Origin of the sequence: Streptococcus oralis, from assembly GCF_006175905.1 — a bacterium.
Classification (GTDB): Bacteria; Bacillota; Bacilli; order Lactobacillales; family Streptococcaceae; genus Streptococcus; species Streptococcus oralis_BG.
The window spans coordinates 108,503-122,654 of the sequence record NZ_SSNB01000002.1; the positions used below are offsets into that span (position 1 = coordinate 108,503).

15 protein-coding genes are annotated in these 14,152 nt (G+C 41.1%); 2 read left to right on the top strand and 13 right to left on the bottom strand.

Annotation, left to right across the window (positions count from 1 at the left end; genetic code table 11):
- Nucleotides 1–82 precede the first annotated feature (82 nt).
- Nucleotides 83–1,573 carry a lysine--tRNA ligase gene (lysS, locus tag E7Y33_RS05055; protein ID WP_139689830.1) on the top strand — a complete coding sequence of 497 codons (1,491 nt, stop codon included), beginning with the start codon at nt 83–85 and terminating at the stop codon, nt 1,571–1,573.
- A 271-nt stretch (nt 1,574–1,844) separates the two neighbouring features.
- Here the strand turns inward: lysS and E7Y33_RS05065 are convergent, their stop codons facing one another.
- The 5 genes from E7Y33_RS05065 to E7Y33_RS05085 all read right to left on the bottom strand — a co-directional run bounded on the left by E7Y33_RS05065 (nt 1,845) and on the right by E7Y33_RS05085 (nt 6,507).
- Nucleotides 1,845–2,684 carry an amino acid ABC transporter substrate-binding protein gene (locus E7Y33_RS05065; protein ID WP_139689831.1) on the bottom strand — a complete coding sequence of 280 codons (840 nt, stop codon included), beginning with the start codon at nt 2,682–2,684 and terminating at the stop codon, nt 1,845–1,847.
- A gap of 9 nt (nt 2,685–2,693) precedes the next feature.
- Nucleotides 2,694–3,323 (bottom strand): amino acid ABC transporter ATP-binding protein, encoded by a 630-nt coding sequence (locus tag E7Y33_RS05070; protein ID WP_000891736.1) that lies wholly within the window; start codon nt 3,321–3,323, stop codon nt 2,694–2,696.
- A gap of 10 nt (nt 3,324–3,333) precedes the next feature.
- Nucleotides 3,334–3,975 (bottom strand): amino acid ABC transporter permease, encoded by a 642-nt coding sequence (locus tag E7Y33_RS05075; protein ID WP_084849604.1) that lies wholly within the window; start codon nt 3,973–3,975, stop codon nt 3,334–3,336.
- Nucleotides 3,976–4,121: 146 nt separating this feature from the next.
- Nucleotides 4,122–5,351, bottom strand: coding sequence for a tetratricopeptide repeat protein (locus tag E7Y33_RS05080; RefSeq protein WP_161976042.1), 1,230 nt, complete (start codon nt 5,349–5,351; stop codon nt 4,122–4,124).
- The gene (locus E7Y33_RS05085; protein WP_139689832.1) at nt 5,341–6,507 is read right to left on the bottom strand and encodes an AI-2E family transporter; all 1,167 of its coding nucleotides are present in this window, start codon (nt 6,505–6,507) and stop codon (nt 5,341–5,343) included. Before E7Y33_RS05085 ends, E7Y33_RS05080 begins: the two co-directional genes overlap by 11 nt.
- 144 nt (nt 6,508–6,651) lie before the next feature.
- On the opposite strand from E7Y33_RS05085, the gene E7Y33_RS05090 reads away from it, so the two are divergent.
- Nucleotides 6,652–7,665 (top strand): lactonase family protein, encoded by a 1,014-nt coding sequence (locus E7Y33_RS05090; RefSeq protein WP_049478009.1) that lies wholly within the window; start codon nt 6,652–6,654, stop codon nt 7,663–7,665.
- Between the two features lie 31 nt (nt 7,666–7,696).
- Here E7Y33_RS05090 and E7Y33_RS05095 read toward each other — a convergent pair whose 3' ends face one another.
- The 8 genes from E7Y33_RS05095 to E7Y33_RS05130 all read right to left on the bottom strand — a co-directional run bounded on the left by E7Y33_RS05095 (nt 7,697) and on the right by E7Y33_RS05130 (nt 14,025).
- Nucleotides 7,697–8,116 (bottom strand): F0F1 ATP synthase subunit epsilon, encoded by a 420-nt coding sequence (locus E7Y33_RS05095; RefSeq protein ID WP_000940836.1) that lies wholly within the window; start codon nt 8,114–8,116, stop codon nt 7,697–7,699.
- Nucleotides 8,117–8,126: 10 nt separating this feature from the next.
- Nucleotides 8,127–9,533 carry a F0F1 ATP synthase subunit beta gene (gene atpD, locus E7Y33_RS05100; RefSeq protein WP_000094372.1) on the bottom strand — a complete coding sequence of 469 codons (1,407 nt, stop codon included), beginning with the start codon at nt 9,531–9,533 and terminating at the stop codon, nt 8,127–8,129.
- 85 nt (nt 9,534–9,618) lie between these two features.
- The gene (locus E7Y33_RS05105; RefSeq protein ID WP_000301230.1) at nt 9,619–10,497 is read right to left on the bottom strand and encodes a F0F1 ATP synthase subunit gamma; all 879 of its coding nucleotides are present in this window, start codon (nt 10,495–10,497) and stop codon (nt 9,619–9,621) included.
- Nucleotides 10,498–10,512: 15 nt separating this feature from the next.
- Nucleotides 10,513–12,018 (bottom strand): F0F1 ATP synthase subunit alpha, encoded by a 1,506-nt coding sequence (gene atpA / locus E7Y33_RS05110; RefSeq protein WP_139689833.1) that lies wholly within the window; start codon nt 12,016–12,018, stop codon nt 10,513–10,515.
- 14 nt (nt 12,019–12,032) lie between these two features.
- On the bottom strand, nt 12,033–12,569 hold the full coding sequence (locus E7Y33_RS05115) for a F0F1 ATP synthase subunit delta (RefSeq protein ID WP_038806143.1): 537 nt from the start codon (nt 12,567–12,569) through the stop codon (nt 12,033–12,035).
- Nucleotides 12,569–13,063 carry a F0F1 ATP synthase subunit B gene (gene atpF, locus E7Y33_RS05120; protein WP_000558543.1) on the bottom strand — a complete coding sequence of 165 codons (495 nt, stop codon included), beginning with the start codon at nt 13,061–13,063 and terminating at the stop codon, nt 12,569–12,571. Before atpF ends, E7Y33_RS05115 begins: the two co-directional genes overlap by 1 nt.
- 13 nt (nt 13,064–13,076) lie before the next feature.
- Entirely contained in the window at nt 13,077–13,790 is a 714-nt protein-coding gene (atpB, locus tag E7Y33_RS05125) for a F0F1 ATP synthase subunit A (RefSeq protein WP_139689834.1), read from the bottom strand.
- Between the two features lie 34 nt (nt 13,791–13,824).
- Complete coding sequence (locus E7Y33_RS05130; RefSeq protein WP_001054555.1) at nt 13,825–14,025, bottom strand: F0F1 ATP synthase subunit C; 201 nt, start codon at nt 14,023–14,025, stop codon at nt 13,825–13,827.
- Nucleotides 14,026–14,152 lie beyond the last annotated feature (127 nt).

Sequence of the window (14,152 nt, forward strand, 5' to 3'; positions counted from 1 at the left end):
TTCTTTGCTATTTATGATAAAATGGGAGTATCGCAAAAAATGACTCATCGTATCAAATTTTGAGTAAAATTAGGAGGAACCCATGTCTACAGAACATATGGAAGAACTAAATGACCAGCAGATCGTTCGCCGTGAAAAAATGGCTGCGCTCCGTGAACAAGGAATCGATCCCTTCGGAAAACGTTTTGAACGTACTGCTAACTCTCAAGAACTAAAAGATAAATTTGCAGAACTTGATAAAGAACAATTACATGAATTAAATGAAACTGCTACTATCGCTGGACGCTTAGTAACTAAACGTGGTAAAGGGAAAGTCGGCTTTGCCCATCTTCAAGACCGAGAAGGTCAAATCCAAATCTACGTTCGTAAAGATGAAGTCGGTGAAGAAAACTACGAAATCTTCAAAAAGGCTGACCTCGGTGACTTCCTCGGTGTCGAAGGAGAAGTCATGCGTACAGATATGGGAGAACTTTCTATCAAGGCAACACACATCACACACTTGTCTAAAGCACTTCGCCCGCTTCCTGAGAAATTCCACGGTTTGACTGACGTTGAAACAATTTACCGTAAACGTTACCTTGACTTGATTTCTAACCGTGAAAGCTTTGAGCGCTTTGTCACTCGTTCAAAAATCATCTCTGAAATCCGTCGTTACCTTGACCAAAAAGGTTTCCTTGAAGTGGAAACACCTGTTCTCCACAACGAAGCTGGGGGCGCTGCTGCTCGTCCATTTATCACTCACCACAATGCCCAAAATATCGATATGGTTCTTCGTATCGCGACGGAGCTTCACTTAAAACGTCTTATCGTTGGTGGTATGGAACGTGTTTATGAGATTGGTCGTATCTTCCGTAACGAAGGAATGGACGCCACTCACAACCCTGAGTTCACTTCTATCGAAGTTTACCAAGCTTATGCGGACTTCCAAGATATCATGGACTTGACGGAAGGTATTATCCAACACGCCGCTAAATCAGTTAAAGGTGATGGTCCTGTTAACTACCAAGGAACTGAAATCAAAATCAATGAACCATTTAAACGTGTTCACATGGTGGATGCTATCAAGGAAATTACTGGTGTTGATTTCTGGCAAGACATGACTTTCGAAGAAGCAAAAGCTATCGCTACTGAGAAGAAAGTTCCAGTTGAAAAACACTACACTGAAGTTGGTCACATTATCAACGCCTTCTTTGAAGAGTTTGTTGAAGAAACCTTGATCCAACCAACCTTTGTCTATGGACATCCAGTAGCTGTATCTCCACTTGCTAAGAAAAATCCTGAAGACGAACGCTTTACTGACCGTTTCGAGCTCTTTATCATGACTAAGGAATACGGTAATGCCTTTACAGAGTTGAACGACCCAATCGATCAGCTTAGCCGTTTTGAAGCTCAAGCTAAAGCTAAAGAGCTTGGTGATGATGAAGCAACTGGTATTGACTACGACTACATTGAGGCTCTTGAATACGGTATGCCACCAACAGGTGGTTTGGGTATCGGTATCGACCGTCTCTGCATGCTCCTCACTGATACAACCACTATCCGTGATGTATTGCTCTTCCCAACAATGAAATAATACTCTTCGAAAATCTCTTCAAACCACGTCAGCGTTTCCTTGCCGTATGTATGGTTACTGACTTCGTCAGTTATATCCACAACCTCAAAACAGTGTTTTGAACTGACTTCGTCAGTTCTATCTACAACCTCAAAGCAGTGCTTTGAGCAGCCTGCGGCTAGCTTCCTAGTTTGCTCTTTGATTTTCATTGAGTATAAGCTCTTATCCTCTGGTACTTGCCAGAGGATTTTTCTATACTAAAAGAGACTGAGATAAACTCAATCTCTTTTTCTTATTCTTGATTTTTAACTTGACTGGTGGCTACATCTTCCCCAAACCACTTCTGGCTGATTTCCTGGAATTTTCCTTCTTGGTATAGTGCAACAAAGGCTTGGTTCAGAGCATCTAGTAAAGTTTTATCAGCAGGTCTAACACCCACTGCAAAAGCTTCACTTTCAAATCCAGCTGAAAAGACATTGTAGTCATTTAATATTCCTTCAGACTGGAGATAATAATTGGCATATACCCGGTCAATCAACAAGGCATCAATCCGATCATTTTTTAAATCAATCAAGGCTTCATTGAAACTTTGGTATTGATTAGCCTTCTGGTCTTTCACTCGATTCTTGAGTAGTTCAGGTTGTCCTTCAAAATTCAAATAGCCAGAAGATCCAGCCTGGGCCCCTAAAACTTTGTCAGTCATATCCTGAACTGAGTGGATATTTTGAGACTTTTTAGAGACCAAAACTTGTTGATTTTCCATGTAAGGAATGGTAAAAGCAACCTTCTCTTTCCGTTCATCTGTTGCTGTATAGCCATTCCAGATGGCATCAATGGTACCATTTTGTAGTTCGGTTTCTTTCATATCCCAGTCGATGGGTTGAAATTTAATCTGAATTCCTAGCTTTTCAGAAACAGCTTGGGCTAGGTCGATATCAAAGCCCGCATACTGGCCATTCTTTTCCTCAAATCCCATGGGAACAAAGGTATTGTCAAAGCCAATGGTAATGCTTCCCTGTTTTTGATATTTGGCCCAATTATCCTGATTTGGATCACTTGCCTTCTGAGTACAAGCTGTCAGGAAGAAGCTAAAGAACAGAGCAAGTACAAGGGCAATTTTCTTTCTCTTCATAGGCACCTCCTACTTTGGATCAACCTTAAGGATCTGATCAGCAATGTTTTCCGCGAACTGAAGATCGTGGGTTACAACAATCTGAGTCATGCCACGCTCTTTATTTTGAAGGATAAGTTTTTCCACTTCCAATCGCAACTCTGGATCTAAGGCTGATGTAGGCTCATCATATCCAATAATTTCTGGGTTTATCATCATGGCGCGCGCTAAGGCCACCCGTTGTTTTTGCCCACCTGAAAGTGAGAATGGAAAGGCATCTGCATGTCCAGCTAACCCAAGTTGTTCTAACAAACCACGCGCCTTCTTCTCAGCAACTTCCTTCTCCATACTCATCGTTTTTATGGGCGACAAGGTTAAGTTATCTAGAACTGACAAATGCGGAAAGAGTTGAAAATCTTGGAAAACAAATCCCAGAAGATTGCGCTTTTCTAGCTCGTCTATAGCTAGCGATTCTCCGTTATAGTAGATTTCCCCTGAATCGATGGTTTCCAACCCAGCTAGCATACGTAATAGGGTTGTCTTTCCGCCTCCTGATGGACCTACGATTGCAAGGATTTGCTTTTCAGGAATTGATAGGCTGAAGTTGGTTAAGATTTGTTTGCCAGCAAAGGCCTTGTTAATGTTTCGTAATTCTAACATAGCAATCCTCCTATCTGTAATAGCTGTACTTCTTCTCAAGTTTTTTCGCTACAATGGTTACAAGACCAATCATAATCAAATAAATCGCCCCGGCTAAGAACATAGGAACAAGACTAGCATCTCGATTGGCTGCTGTCCGACTTGCCAAAATCAAATCTGAAATCCCAAGGGCATAAACCAATGAAGTATCCTTGACCAAACTCATAATTTCATTAAAGACGCTCGGTAAGACAATCTTTGTAACTTGAGGAAGAATGATATAGCGAACTGTAGAAAAGGGGCTAAATTTTAACACTTTTGCGGCTTCATACTGCCCTTTGGGTATGGTTTCAATCCCACCACGAAAGATTTCAGCAAAGTAGGCTGCATAGTTCAATACAAAAGCAATCACAGCAGCAGGCAAACGATCTAAACGTATCCCAATACTAGGGAGCACATAGTAAATAAAGATTAATTGCAAGAGCAAGGGAGTCCCTCGCATCACCCAAATATAAAGGTCAATTAGATAATGGAGGGGTTTCCAGCGGACTTGTAAAGCAAAGGCAACGACAATACCCAAAGGAATTGAAAAGATCAAGACCAGAGCAAAGACTTGAATTGTCATATTTGCACCGTTCAATAAACTCGGTAAAATCTCGAATAGATAAGACATACTACACCTCCTAAAAATAATTATTCCTATTATAGCATAAATAAACAATTTAGCAAGAGAAATAGATAAAAATTCTATTATTTTCAGAAAAAGAAAAACTGTATCTATCAAAAATGATGAGATACAGTTTTGTATTCTAACAAAGTTTAAAGTGTTTCTAAGAGTTCTTGCATTTGAACATCATCTGGAACGAGTTTTAAATAAGCTTCTGCTTGCGTCTTGGCTTCTTCAAAATACCCCAATTCACGCAAAAGATAAGTATACTGCCCCAGAAACTCAGGATTATCCTTAAGGTCAGACGATAGTTCCTGATAGAGCTCATATGCCTTATCTAAATCCTCAATTTCCTGATAAGAACGGGCAATCATCCACTTGGTCAAGAAATTTTCAGGTTCTTGACTTTGGAGAGCGATAATGTCCTCAAACCGTTCTTGTTCCATATAAATGGTTGCAAGGCGAAGGAAAATTTCTTCTGTATCCTCTGCATCTTCTTTTGCAGTAAGAAGAAACTGCTCAGCACCACTAGGATCATGCAATTCATACGAAAACTGTGAAGCAGCTAGTAAGAGCCGAGTTTCAAATGGATTTTTCTCCAAACCTTGTTTAGCGATACGAAGGGCCTCTTCCACCTGATGTTCCTTATGCAAAGCTTGACTATAACCATATTCATATCCTTCAAAATCAGGTGAAATGGTATCAATCCGCTTAAAGTAAAGAACAGATTTTTGATACTCTTCTTGGTCAAAGTAAAGACTAGCCAGTTCAAAGGCAGTTTGGTCATCGTATTCTAATTCTAAAGCTTTTTCTAAGAATTCAGTTGCAGCTTCAAACTTACCTAACTGAGCATAAGCGTAGCCAATTCGCTGATAGGTTGAGATACCCGTTTGCTCATAGATAGAGCGATTGTCTAATTGAGCATAACCCTGAATAGCTTCCTGATAATTTTCTAGCTCGCTATCCAACTCTGCCAAACCGAAGATTAAGAGTGGATCCTCTGAGTAGTTCAGAGCTTCCAGCAACTTTTCACGCGCCACATCCGTCAATCCTTCCAACTGATAGAGATCTGCTTTCAATACCAAAGCTGATACATACCAATCACTATCAGGTGTGATTTCCTCAAGGTAAACAAAGGCTTCCTCAACATTTCCATCCTCGCTAGCAATGGTTGCTAGGTTCAGATTCACTTCTGGAAATTCTGTAACGATATGTTGGTAAATTTCTTTTGCTTGAGGATAAAAGCCAATTCCCTCTAGATAGCTTGCTAATTCGTAGAGAACTTCGGTTGAATCAGTTTCAAGCGCTTTGCGAAAATACTGATCTGCTTTACTTAAATCCTGTTCATCCAAAGCCTGGAGCATGCGTTGACTATTGTTCACTCTTGATTTCCTCCCCTTCTTCTTCATACAAACCGCTGACCTTTTTGTACCAGTTAAAGATAGCAGAAATAACCACCTTAGCGGAGGCATAGACAGGAATTCCCAGCAAGACTCCCCAAATACCAAACATAGACCCTGAAGTTAGGAGAACAAAGAGGACATTGATGGGATGGATGTTTAGCTGACTACCTAAAATAAGCGGAGAAACGAAGCGACCTTCAATCGTTTGTTCAACAATAAAGACAATAATCACTTTCAAAAGCATCACAGGTCCTGCTATCAAGCCCAAAACCAAAGCAGGCAACATCGCTATAAAACTACCTAGATAAGGTACTAGATTAAGGATACCAGCCGTGATCCCCAGAGTTACAGCATATCTGAGACCAATAATCTTAAAGAAGATAATAAACATAATTGCCACGATAATAGCAACTGTAACCTGCCCTCTAACATAGTTTGATAACTGTTTATTAACATCTGACAAAACTTGTCCGACAGGTTCTTTTAACTTGTTTGGGATGAATTTAGTTAGGTAATCCCGCAAGCCTTTCCCATCTCTCAAAAGATAAAAGAGCATGAAGGGTACGATAATAACCGCTACAATGACCTGGGAAACGCTACTGATAAAGGCGCTAACCCAGTTAACAGCTTGAGAAGAGATTTTGCTGGCCCACATAGTCGCCTCACTAGAAACATTGGAAAGAACCTGCTCCAACTGTGGTCTAAAATCATCTGGCAAGCGTTTGGTTACAAGGTCATTGATCACCTTATCAGCATCTTCCAGGTATGTCGGCACATTCTTCGCAAAATTTAAGACTTGACGTTGCAGATTAGGAATTGCGACTGCCAGCCCCCAAATGATAAAGAGTCCAATAATAACAAAAACAATACTAATGGCAAGGACACGATTGATCTTGTGCTTCTCCATCCAGTCAACAATCGGATTGAGGAGGTAATAAAGTAAACCAGATAAAATAACTGGCAACATGACAACTCCTAGAAAATCCAAAACTGGTAAAAAGATAAAACTAATCTTACTTAGAATAAAAATGTTTAGCCCCAGTAACAAGGTTACTAAAAATACAGTGATGGCTTTATTATCTAAAAACCACTTAAAAAACCAAGATAGGCTAAAATGTTTCTCTTTATGTTCCATAAATACATCCTTTCTGTCATTCTCTCATTATACCATTTTTAGACTAAAATAACTCTTTTTTAAAGTGCTTACATGGATGAATCTAGTGCTTCATGACTGCCATTTTGTGGTATAATGAACTTATCATTATTAAGAGGTATGGACATGAAAGAAACTGTTTATTTTGGAACTTACACTCGTCGCTTATCTAAAGGGATTTACAAGGCAGATTTTGATACAGAAACAGGCCAGCTTGAAAATCTTGAACTCTTTGCTGCTGAACCAAGTCCAACCTACCTTGCCTTTGACCAACAGCAACACTTATACACTGTAGGGAGTCAGGATGGCTTAGGTGGAATCGCTGCATATAAGACAGATGGCGCTTTGCTAAATCATGTGGTTGAAGAAGGCGCTCCCCATTGTTATGTGGCAGTGGATGAAAAGCGTGGTCTCGTTTATGGGGCCAACTATCATAAAGGTCAAGTTCTGGTTTATAAACGTCAAGCAGATGGTAGCCTCATCCAAACGGATCTAGATCAGCATAGTGGACAAGGTCCTCATGAAAACCAAACTTCCCCACATGTACACTTTACAGATCTAACACCTGACCAGTACCTCGTCACTTGTGATCTAGGAACAGATGAAGTAACAACCTACGATGTTAGTCCAGAAGGAAAACTAAGTAAACTCTATACTTATCACAGCCAAGCTGGAGCAGGTGCACGCCACATCGTTTTCCACCACCACTATAAGATTGCCTATCTCATCTGCGAACTTAATAGCACGATAGAGGTCTTGATTTATGATGGAGTTGGTGAATTTGAACGCATGCAAGTTATTTCAACCTTACCAGATGGATACGAAGGCTTTAATGCTACTGCTGCCATTCGTCTTTCAAAAGATGGCAAATACCTCTACGCATCCAACCGAGGTCATGATTCCATTGCGGTCTATACAATCCTCGCTGATGGTAGCTTGGAATTATTAGAGATTGTACCAAGCCATGGTAAAAATCCACGTGATTTCGACCTGAGTCCTGATCAAGAGTTTCTCATTGCTGTTCATCAAGATTCTGATAACGCAACCGTCTTTAAGCGCAATCCTAAAAGTGGTCGTCTTGCAGAGCTTTCTAACGACTTCCATGTCCCTGAAGGAGTCTGCATCAACTTCCCACATTAAAAAAATGAACTTGAGTTTCAAGTTCATTTTTTTATAGTCTATTTCCGACATTGATACGGTTGATAGCACGTTGCAATGCGATTTTTGCACGACGTTCTTGGTCAATCAAATGCTTGTCATGAGCTTCTTCGATTTCTCGTTCAGCTCGAAGTTTCGCACGTTCTGCACGACTGATGTCAATATCACGAGCACGCTCTGCTGAGTCTGCTACAATAGTAATGATATCATTAGCAATCTCGATAATTCCTCCGTTCACTGCAATCCAGTTCACATGAGTATCATCATCGATACGTTTTACCTTCACTTCATCAACCGCTAAAACCGCAATCATATTTTCATGTCGTGGCAAGATCCCCATCTCACCATCCAGAGTTCGTACCGATACAAAGCTGGCATGGTGATCATAGACGAGGCCATCTGGTGTCACGATCTGGACAGTTAAATGAGCCATAGATCACCTCTTAAAATCCCATTTTTTCTGCCTTAGCAATGACGTCTTCGATTGAACCGACACCACGGAAGGCATCTTCTGGTAACTGGTCATGTTTTCCTTCAAGAATTTCCTTAAAGCCACGAACTGTTTCCGCTACTGGCACATAAGAACCAGGTTGACCAGTAAATTGTTCTGCAACGTTAAAGTTTTGAGACAAGAAGAACTGGATACGACGGGCACGTGCAACCAAAGTCTTTTCTTCATCAGAAAGTTCATCCATACCAAGGATAGCAATGATATCTTGCAATTCATGGTAACGTTGAAGGACACGTTTAACCTCAGCAGCAACTGCGTAGTGCTCCTCACCAACAATCTCAGGTGCCAAGGCACGAGAGCTTGAAGCCAACGGATCAACGGCTGGGTAGATACCCAACTGTACCAACTTACGTTCCAAGTTTGTAGTTGAATCCAAGTGAGCAAAGGCTGTTGCTGGCGCCGGGTCAGTATAGTCATCCGCTGGCACATAGATAGCCTGGATAGAGGTTACAGAACCCTTCTTAGTTGATGTGATACGTTCTTGCAATTGACCCATTTCTGTAGCAAGTGTTGGTTGGTAACCAACGGCCGAAGGCATACGACCCAAAAGGGCAGATACTTCTGAACCAGCTTGAGTGAAACGGAAGATATTGTCGATAAAGAGAAGCACATCTTGGCCTTCTACATCACGGAAGTATTCGGCGATTGTCAAACCAGTAAGGGCAACACGCATACGTGCTCCTGGTGGCTCGTTCATCTGACCAAATACCATGGCTGTTTTCTCGATAACACCTGATTCTTTCATTTCCCAGTAAAGGTCGTTCCCTTCACGAGTACGTTCCCCAACACCGGTAAATACTGAAATACCACCGTGTTCTTGGGCAATATTGTGAATCAATTCTTGGATCAAGACAGTCTTACCTACTCCGGCACCACCGAAGAGTCCAACTTTCCCCCCTTTAAGGTAAGGTGCAAGAAGGTCGATAACCTTGATCCCTGTTTCCAAGATTTCAGATGAGGTAGACAATTCATCAAAAGTTGGAGCTTTTTTATGAATTGGCTGACGCTCAGCGTCTTCAGCGAAAGGAGCATCCAAGTCAATGGTATCTCCCAAAACATTGAAGACACGTCCCAAAGTTTCTTTACCTACTGGCACAGAGATTGGACGGCCTGTGTCCAAAACTTCCATTCCACGAGTCAAACCATCTGTTGATTCCATGGCGATCGTACGGACCATACCATCACCCAACTCCAAGGCTACTTCAAGGACAATTTTTGTTTTTCTTTCGTCATTTTTGTAGACGACAAGTGCATTATTAATCTCAGGAAGTGTTTCCCCTGCTGCAAACAAGACGTCTACAACGGGTCCGATAACCTGAGCAATTTTACCTGAACTCATCTCCTTCTCCTATTCTATATAAGATACTGTCGGTTCCTAGCTCAACTAGGCCCTAAGTTCATTTTGATACGAGGGAGGCAAAGCCTTATTCTAAGGCACTAGCCCCCGCTACGATTTCTGTAATTTCTTGTGTAATCGCCGCCTGTCTAGCACGGTTATACTGGATTGTCAAATCATTGATGACCTTCTTGGCATTATCGGTCGCCGTTTGCATGGCGGTCATACCTGCAGCATTCTCAGCTGTCTTGGCATCGATAATAGCCCCGTAAATCATACTTTCGGCATACTGTGGCAACAACTGCTCTAGAATCTCATCACGACTCGTTTCCAACTCAAAGGTCAAGCTATACTCTTCATCCGCTTCATTTGGATCCAAGTCAACAATCGGAAGCATTTGTTCCACACGCATTTGACTTGTGAGAGTATTGACATGATGGTTGTAGCAGACGTACAATTCATCAAAAAGTTCGTTTTGGTACATCTCAATCGTTTTTGAAATAATTTTACGAACTTCATCAAAACTAGGTTGATCTGCCAAGCCACGTAGTTCATAGATTGGCTGAATACCACGAGCCTTAAAGAAATCAGCTCCCATACCACCAATACAAATTATCTCAAAACCTTTACCATCTGGATGGTATTCTTCTTTTAACTCCATCACAGCTTTAAGGATGGAAGCATTATAACCTCCAACCAAGCCACGGTCTGAAGTGATAACGATATAGCCAGTTTTCTTAACTGGACGACTGATGAGCATCGGATTGGTTGAACCACCAGATCCGTTACCATGCAGAATATCCGTCAAAAGCTTACGGACCTTCTGAGCGTAAACTTGAAAGTTGCGCGCTGCTTCTTCAGAGCGACCTAACTTGGCAGCCGATACCATTTGCATGGCATTAGTGATTTGACTCGTGTTTTTGGTTGAGGCGATTTTTGTTTTAATATCATTTAGAGATACTGCCATCTGACACCTCTATTCTTATTGGAAGCTGGATTGATTGAGAAACTCTGTAATCGCAGCATCCAAGACTGCTTCATCTGGCAAGTCTTTTGTTTCACGAATGGTTTCCAAAATCTCTGGATAATGAGCATCAAAGAAAGTATGGAACTCTTCCTCAAAACGAACAATGTCATCTACAGGAATCGTATCCAAGAAACCATGTGTCAAAGCATAGAGAATGGTTACTTGTTTCTCAACAGGTAGTGGTTTATGAACAGGTTGTTTCAATACTTCCACAGTACGACGTCCACGGTTTAACTTAGCCTGTGTTGCTGCATCCAAGTCAGAACCAAACTTGGTGAAGGCTTCCAACTCACGGTATGAAGCAAGGTCGATACGAAGTGTACCAGCTACTTTCTTCATAGCTTTAATCTGTGCCGAACCCCCTACACGGGATACAGATGAACCCGCATCAATAGCTGGACGAATACCCGCATTGAAGAGACCATCACCAAGGAAGATTTGTCCGTCAGTGATAGAAATCACGTTGGTTGCGATATAGGCAGAGATATCTCCCGCTTGTGTCTCGATAAATGGTAGGGCTGTAATAGATCCACCACCAAGCTCATCAGAAACTTTAGCTGAGCGCTCAAGCAAACGACTGTGAAGGTAGAAAACATCCCCTGGGAAGGCTTCACGACCTGGTGGACGACGAAGCAAGAGGGAAAGCTCACGATAAGCGACCGCTTGTTTTGAAAGATCATCGTATACAATCAAAACATGCTTGCCTTGGTACATAAATTCTTCCGCCATAGCAACTCCGGCATAAGGAGCTAGGAAGAGCAATGGAGATGGTTGTGAAGCAGAGGCTGTCACAACGATTGTGTAGTCCAAGGCACCGTACTGACGAAGTGTTTCTACTTGCGTACGAACTGTTGATTCTTTTTGTCCAATTGCTACATAGATACAGATCATATCTTGCCCTTTTTGGTTCAAGATTGTATCAATCGCAATAGTTGTTTTCCCTGTCTGACGGTCACCGATAATCAACTCACGTTGACCACGACCAATCGGTACAAGGGCGTCAATAGCTTTCAAACCTGTTTGCAATGGTTCTGATACAGACTTACGTTGCATAACGCCAGGAGCTGGCGCTTCTACTGGACGAGTCTTGTCAGTATGGATATCACCAAGACCATCAACTGGACGACCAAGTGGGTCGACAACACGTCCGATCAGGCTATCCCCCACAGGAACTTCCATAATTTTACCTGTACGGCGAATAGTATCACCTTCACGAATATCTGTAAAGTCTCCAAGGATGATAATCCCAACGTCTGTAGACTCCAAGTTTTGCGCCATCCCATAAGAGCCGTTTTCAAAGATCAACAACTCTCCACTCATGGCATTTTCAAGACCGTGAGCACGCGCAATTCCGTCCCCGATATAGGTTACAACACCTGTTTCAGACACATCAAAATTGGGTTTGAAATTTTCAATTTGTTGCTTAATTAAAGCGCTGATTTCTTGTGCGTTAATTGCCAAAAGAACACCACTTTCTATTTCAAATTTTCTTTAACAACTCGAAGTTGTTGTTTTATACTCACATCAATTGTCTTGTGATTAGCAAAAATGACAAAACCACCAATGAGTCCTTCATCAATTTGTTCTTTAATACTCCGTACTTTCAGAGACATTTTTTTCTCTATCAAGGGAAGCAAACGTTCCTTCTGTTCATCCGTTAAAGGATGAGCTGAAGAAATCGTGACTACAAAATGATTGGTTTCTCTTTCAAGACGATTCAAACAATCAACAATGATATCATAAAATAGATTTGCTCTGTGATTGTAAATCAGAACCTGAATAAAGTTTTGCATTAAAGGTGAGACAGAGTCTTGAAAAAAACCAACTGTTTTTTCCTTATCAGACTCATCAACTGCTACCTGAGCTAAAAAAGAAGGTAAACCCGTTTCTTCTGCGACTTGCTTGATTTGATCCAAGTCTGAAAAAATCCGGTCCTCTTCTCCTTTTTCAATCACTAATTGGACAAAAGGCATGCTGTACTTTTCAATTACCTTTGCTGTTTTCTTGTCCATTAGGCTTCTCCTAGCTGATCGATATACTGATCAATGAGTTCCTTATGAGCATGACTGTCAAGGTTTTTTGAGATGATTTTACCAGCGAGACTAATCGTCAAATCTGCCACCTCTCCCTTAACACTTTGCAAAGCTTCAGCTTTATTCTGAGCAATTTCTTGATTCGCCTTCTCTTTTAAGCGACCTGCCTCTACTTTAGCATCTGCCAGAATATCTGCTTTACTCTTCTCTGCTGTCTCTTTAGCATTTTCAATGATTGTTTTGGCTTCGTTGCGACTACCAGCCAATTCATCTTCACGTTTTTGGGCAAGAGTTTCTGCTTTTTGACGAGCCTGTTCAGCTCCATCAATATCAGCAGCAATTTTATTTGCCCTTTCTTCGAAGACACTTGTCAAGTTTGACCACGCATATTTCTTAACTAAGACAATCAAAAGGATAAAAGAGCCAGCGATTAAAATAAAGTTACCAATTAATTCACCTACTGTTACGTGCATCCGTTACTCCTTTCTACTCTCCATCATTAATTTTATTTCCTAGATACATAGAAGACAAGACTGTGAATACATAAGCCTGAACACAGGAAATAAACACAGAGAATGCCGTCCAGACAAGATTGGTAACAAATGCGACTGGATACCAATAAAGAGCCTGATGAGAAAGTGTGATTAGCAAACTAGCCATCACTTCTCCGGCAAAGATATTTCCAAATACCCGCAAAGCAAGTGATAGGAAATTCGTGACTTCTTCAAGGAGATTCATCGGTGTCATAAAACCTGGGGTAACAAAGCCTTTCAGATACTTTTTAACACCACGGCGACGAATTCCTTCTATATGGGTCATCAGGATAATTCCAAATGACAAGGCCAAGTCAAACTGAAGATTGGCAGTTGGCGATGTCCAAAGGTTTGTCCCATCTTTAGTTTGAAGTTTAGCCATCAAACCAAGATTGTTTGCGATCACCATAAAAAGAAATAAACACAAGTAAAAGAGTGAGTAATCTTTCATGTACCGTGAGCCTACATTAGGTTCAGTAAATCCGACTACGAAGTCATAGAGATACTCCAGTACATTTTGCTTTCCTTTGGGTTTCACAGTCATATTCCGACTTGCCCAATAGATAAAGCCAAAAATAACGACTACTGACAGCAAGGTCAAGGCAGTCAAGGTCAAATCAAAGGTAACAGGACCAATATTGATGGTTGGATTGATACTTTCTTCCATCTAAAATCCTCCCTTTTCCATTTTATACTTCTCTTTATTTGATGATAAATGAAAATACGAGAGTTACAAAGAATGTTCCTTCGATAAAGGCAATCCCCATGATCATTAAGCTACGCAATTGTGGAATGATGTCTGGTTGGCGAGCAGCTGATTTGAACAAACCGTTCATCAACATACCTTCTGCAAGGGATACACCCATACAGGCAAGACAAAGACCGAAAAATGTTAAATTCATGATGAATTCTCCTTTTATTTAAAATTTACTTACTTAGTTTAGTCCTAAAATTTTGATTTGTCAACTTTTTACTTACGTTGAAAGCGTTTCAGATAATATATTTCTATTTTTGCTATTTTTACACTAT

Coding starts and splice junctions, on each gene's coding strand:
- lysS (WP_139689830.1), top strand. CDS start 83: ATGTCTACAGAACATATGGAAGAACTAAATGACCAGCAGATCGTTCGC.
- E7Y33_RS05065 (WP_139689831.1), bottom strand. CDS start 2,684: ATGAAGAGAAAGAAAATTGCCCTTGTACTTGCTCTGTTCTTTAGCTTC.
- E7Y33_RS05070 (WP_000891736.1), bottom strand. CDS start 3,323: ATGTTAGAATTACGAAACATTAACAAGGCCTTTGCTGGCAAACAAATC.
- E7Y33_RS05075 (WP_084849604.1), bottom strand. CDS start 3,975: ATGTCTTATCTATTCGAGATTTTACCGAGTTTATTGAACGGTGCAAAT.
- E7Y33_RS05085 (WP_139689832.1), bottom strand. CDS start 6,507: ATGGAACATAAAGAGAAACATTTTAGCCTATCTTGGTTTTTTAAGTGG.
- E7Y33_RS05090 (WP_049478009.1), top strand. CDS start 6,652: ATGAAAGAAACTGTTTATTTTGGAACTTACACTCGTCGCTTATCTAAA.
- E7Y33_RS05095 (WP_000940836.1), bottom strand. CDS start 8,116: ATGGCTCATTTAACTGTCCAGATCGTGACACCAGATGGCCTCGTCTAT.
- atpD (WP_000094372.1), bottom strand. CDS start 9,533: ATGAGTTCAGGTAAAATTGCTCAGGTTATCGGACCCGTTGTAGACGTC.
- E7Y33_RS05105 (WP_000301230.1), bottom strand. CDS start 10,497: ATGGCAGTATCTCTAAATGATATTAAAACAAAAATCGCCTCAACCAAA.
- E7Y33_RS05115 (WP_038806143.1), bottom strand. CDS start 12,569: ATGGACAAGAAAACAGCAAAGGTAATTGAAAAGTACAGCATGCCTTTT.
- atpF (WP_000558543.1), bottom strand. CDS start 13,063: ATGCACGTAACAGTAGGTGAATTAATTGGTAACTTTATTTTAATCGCT.
- atpB (WP_139689834.1), bottom strand. CDS start 13,790: ATGGAAGAAAGTATCAATCCAACCATCAATATTGGTCCTGTTACCTTT.
- E7Y33_RS05130 (WP_001054555.1), bottom strand. CDS start 14,025: ATGAATTTAACATTTTTCGGTCTTTGTCTTGCCTGTATGGGTGTATCC.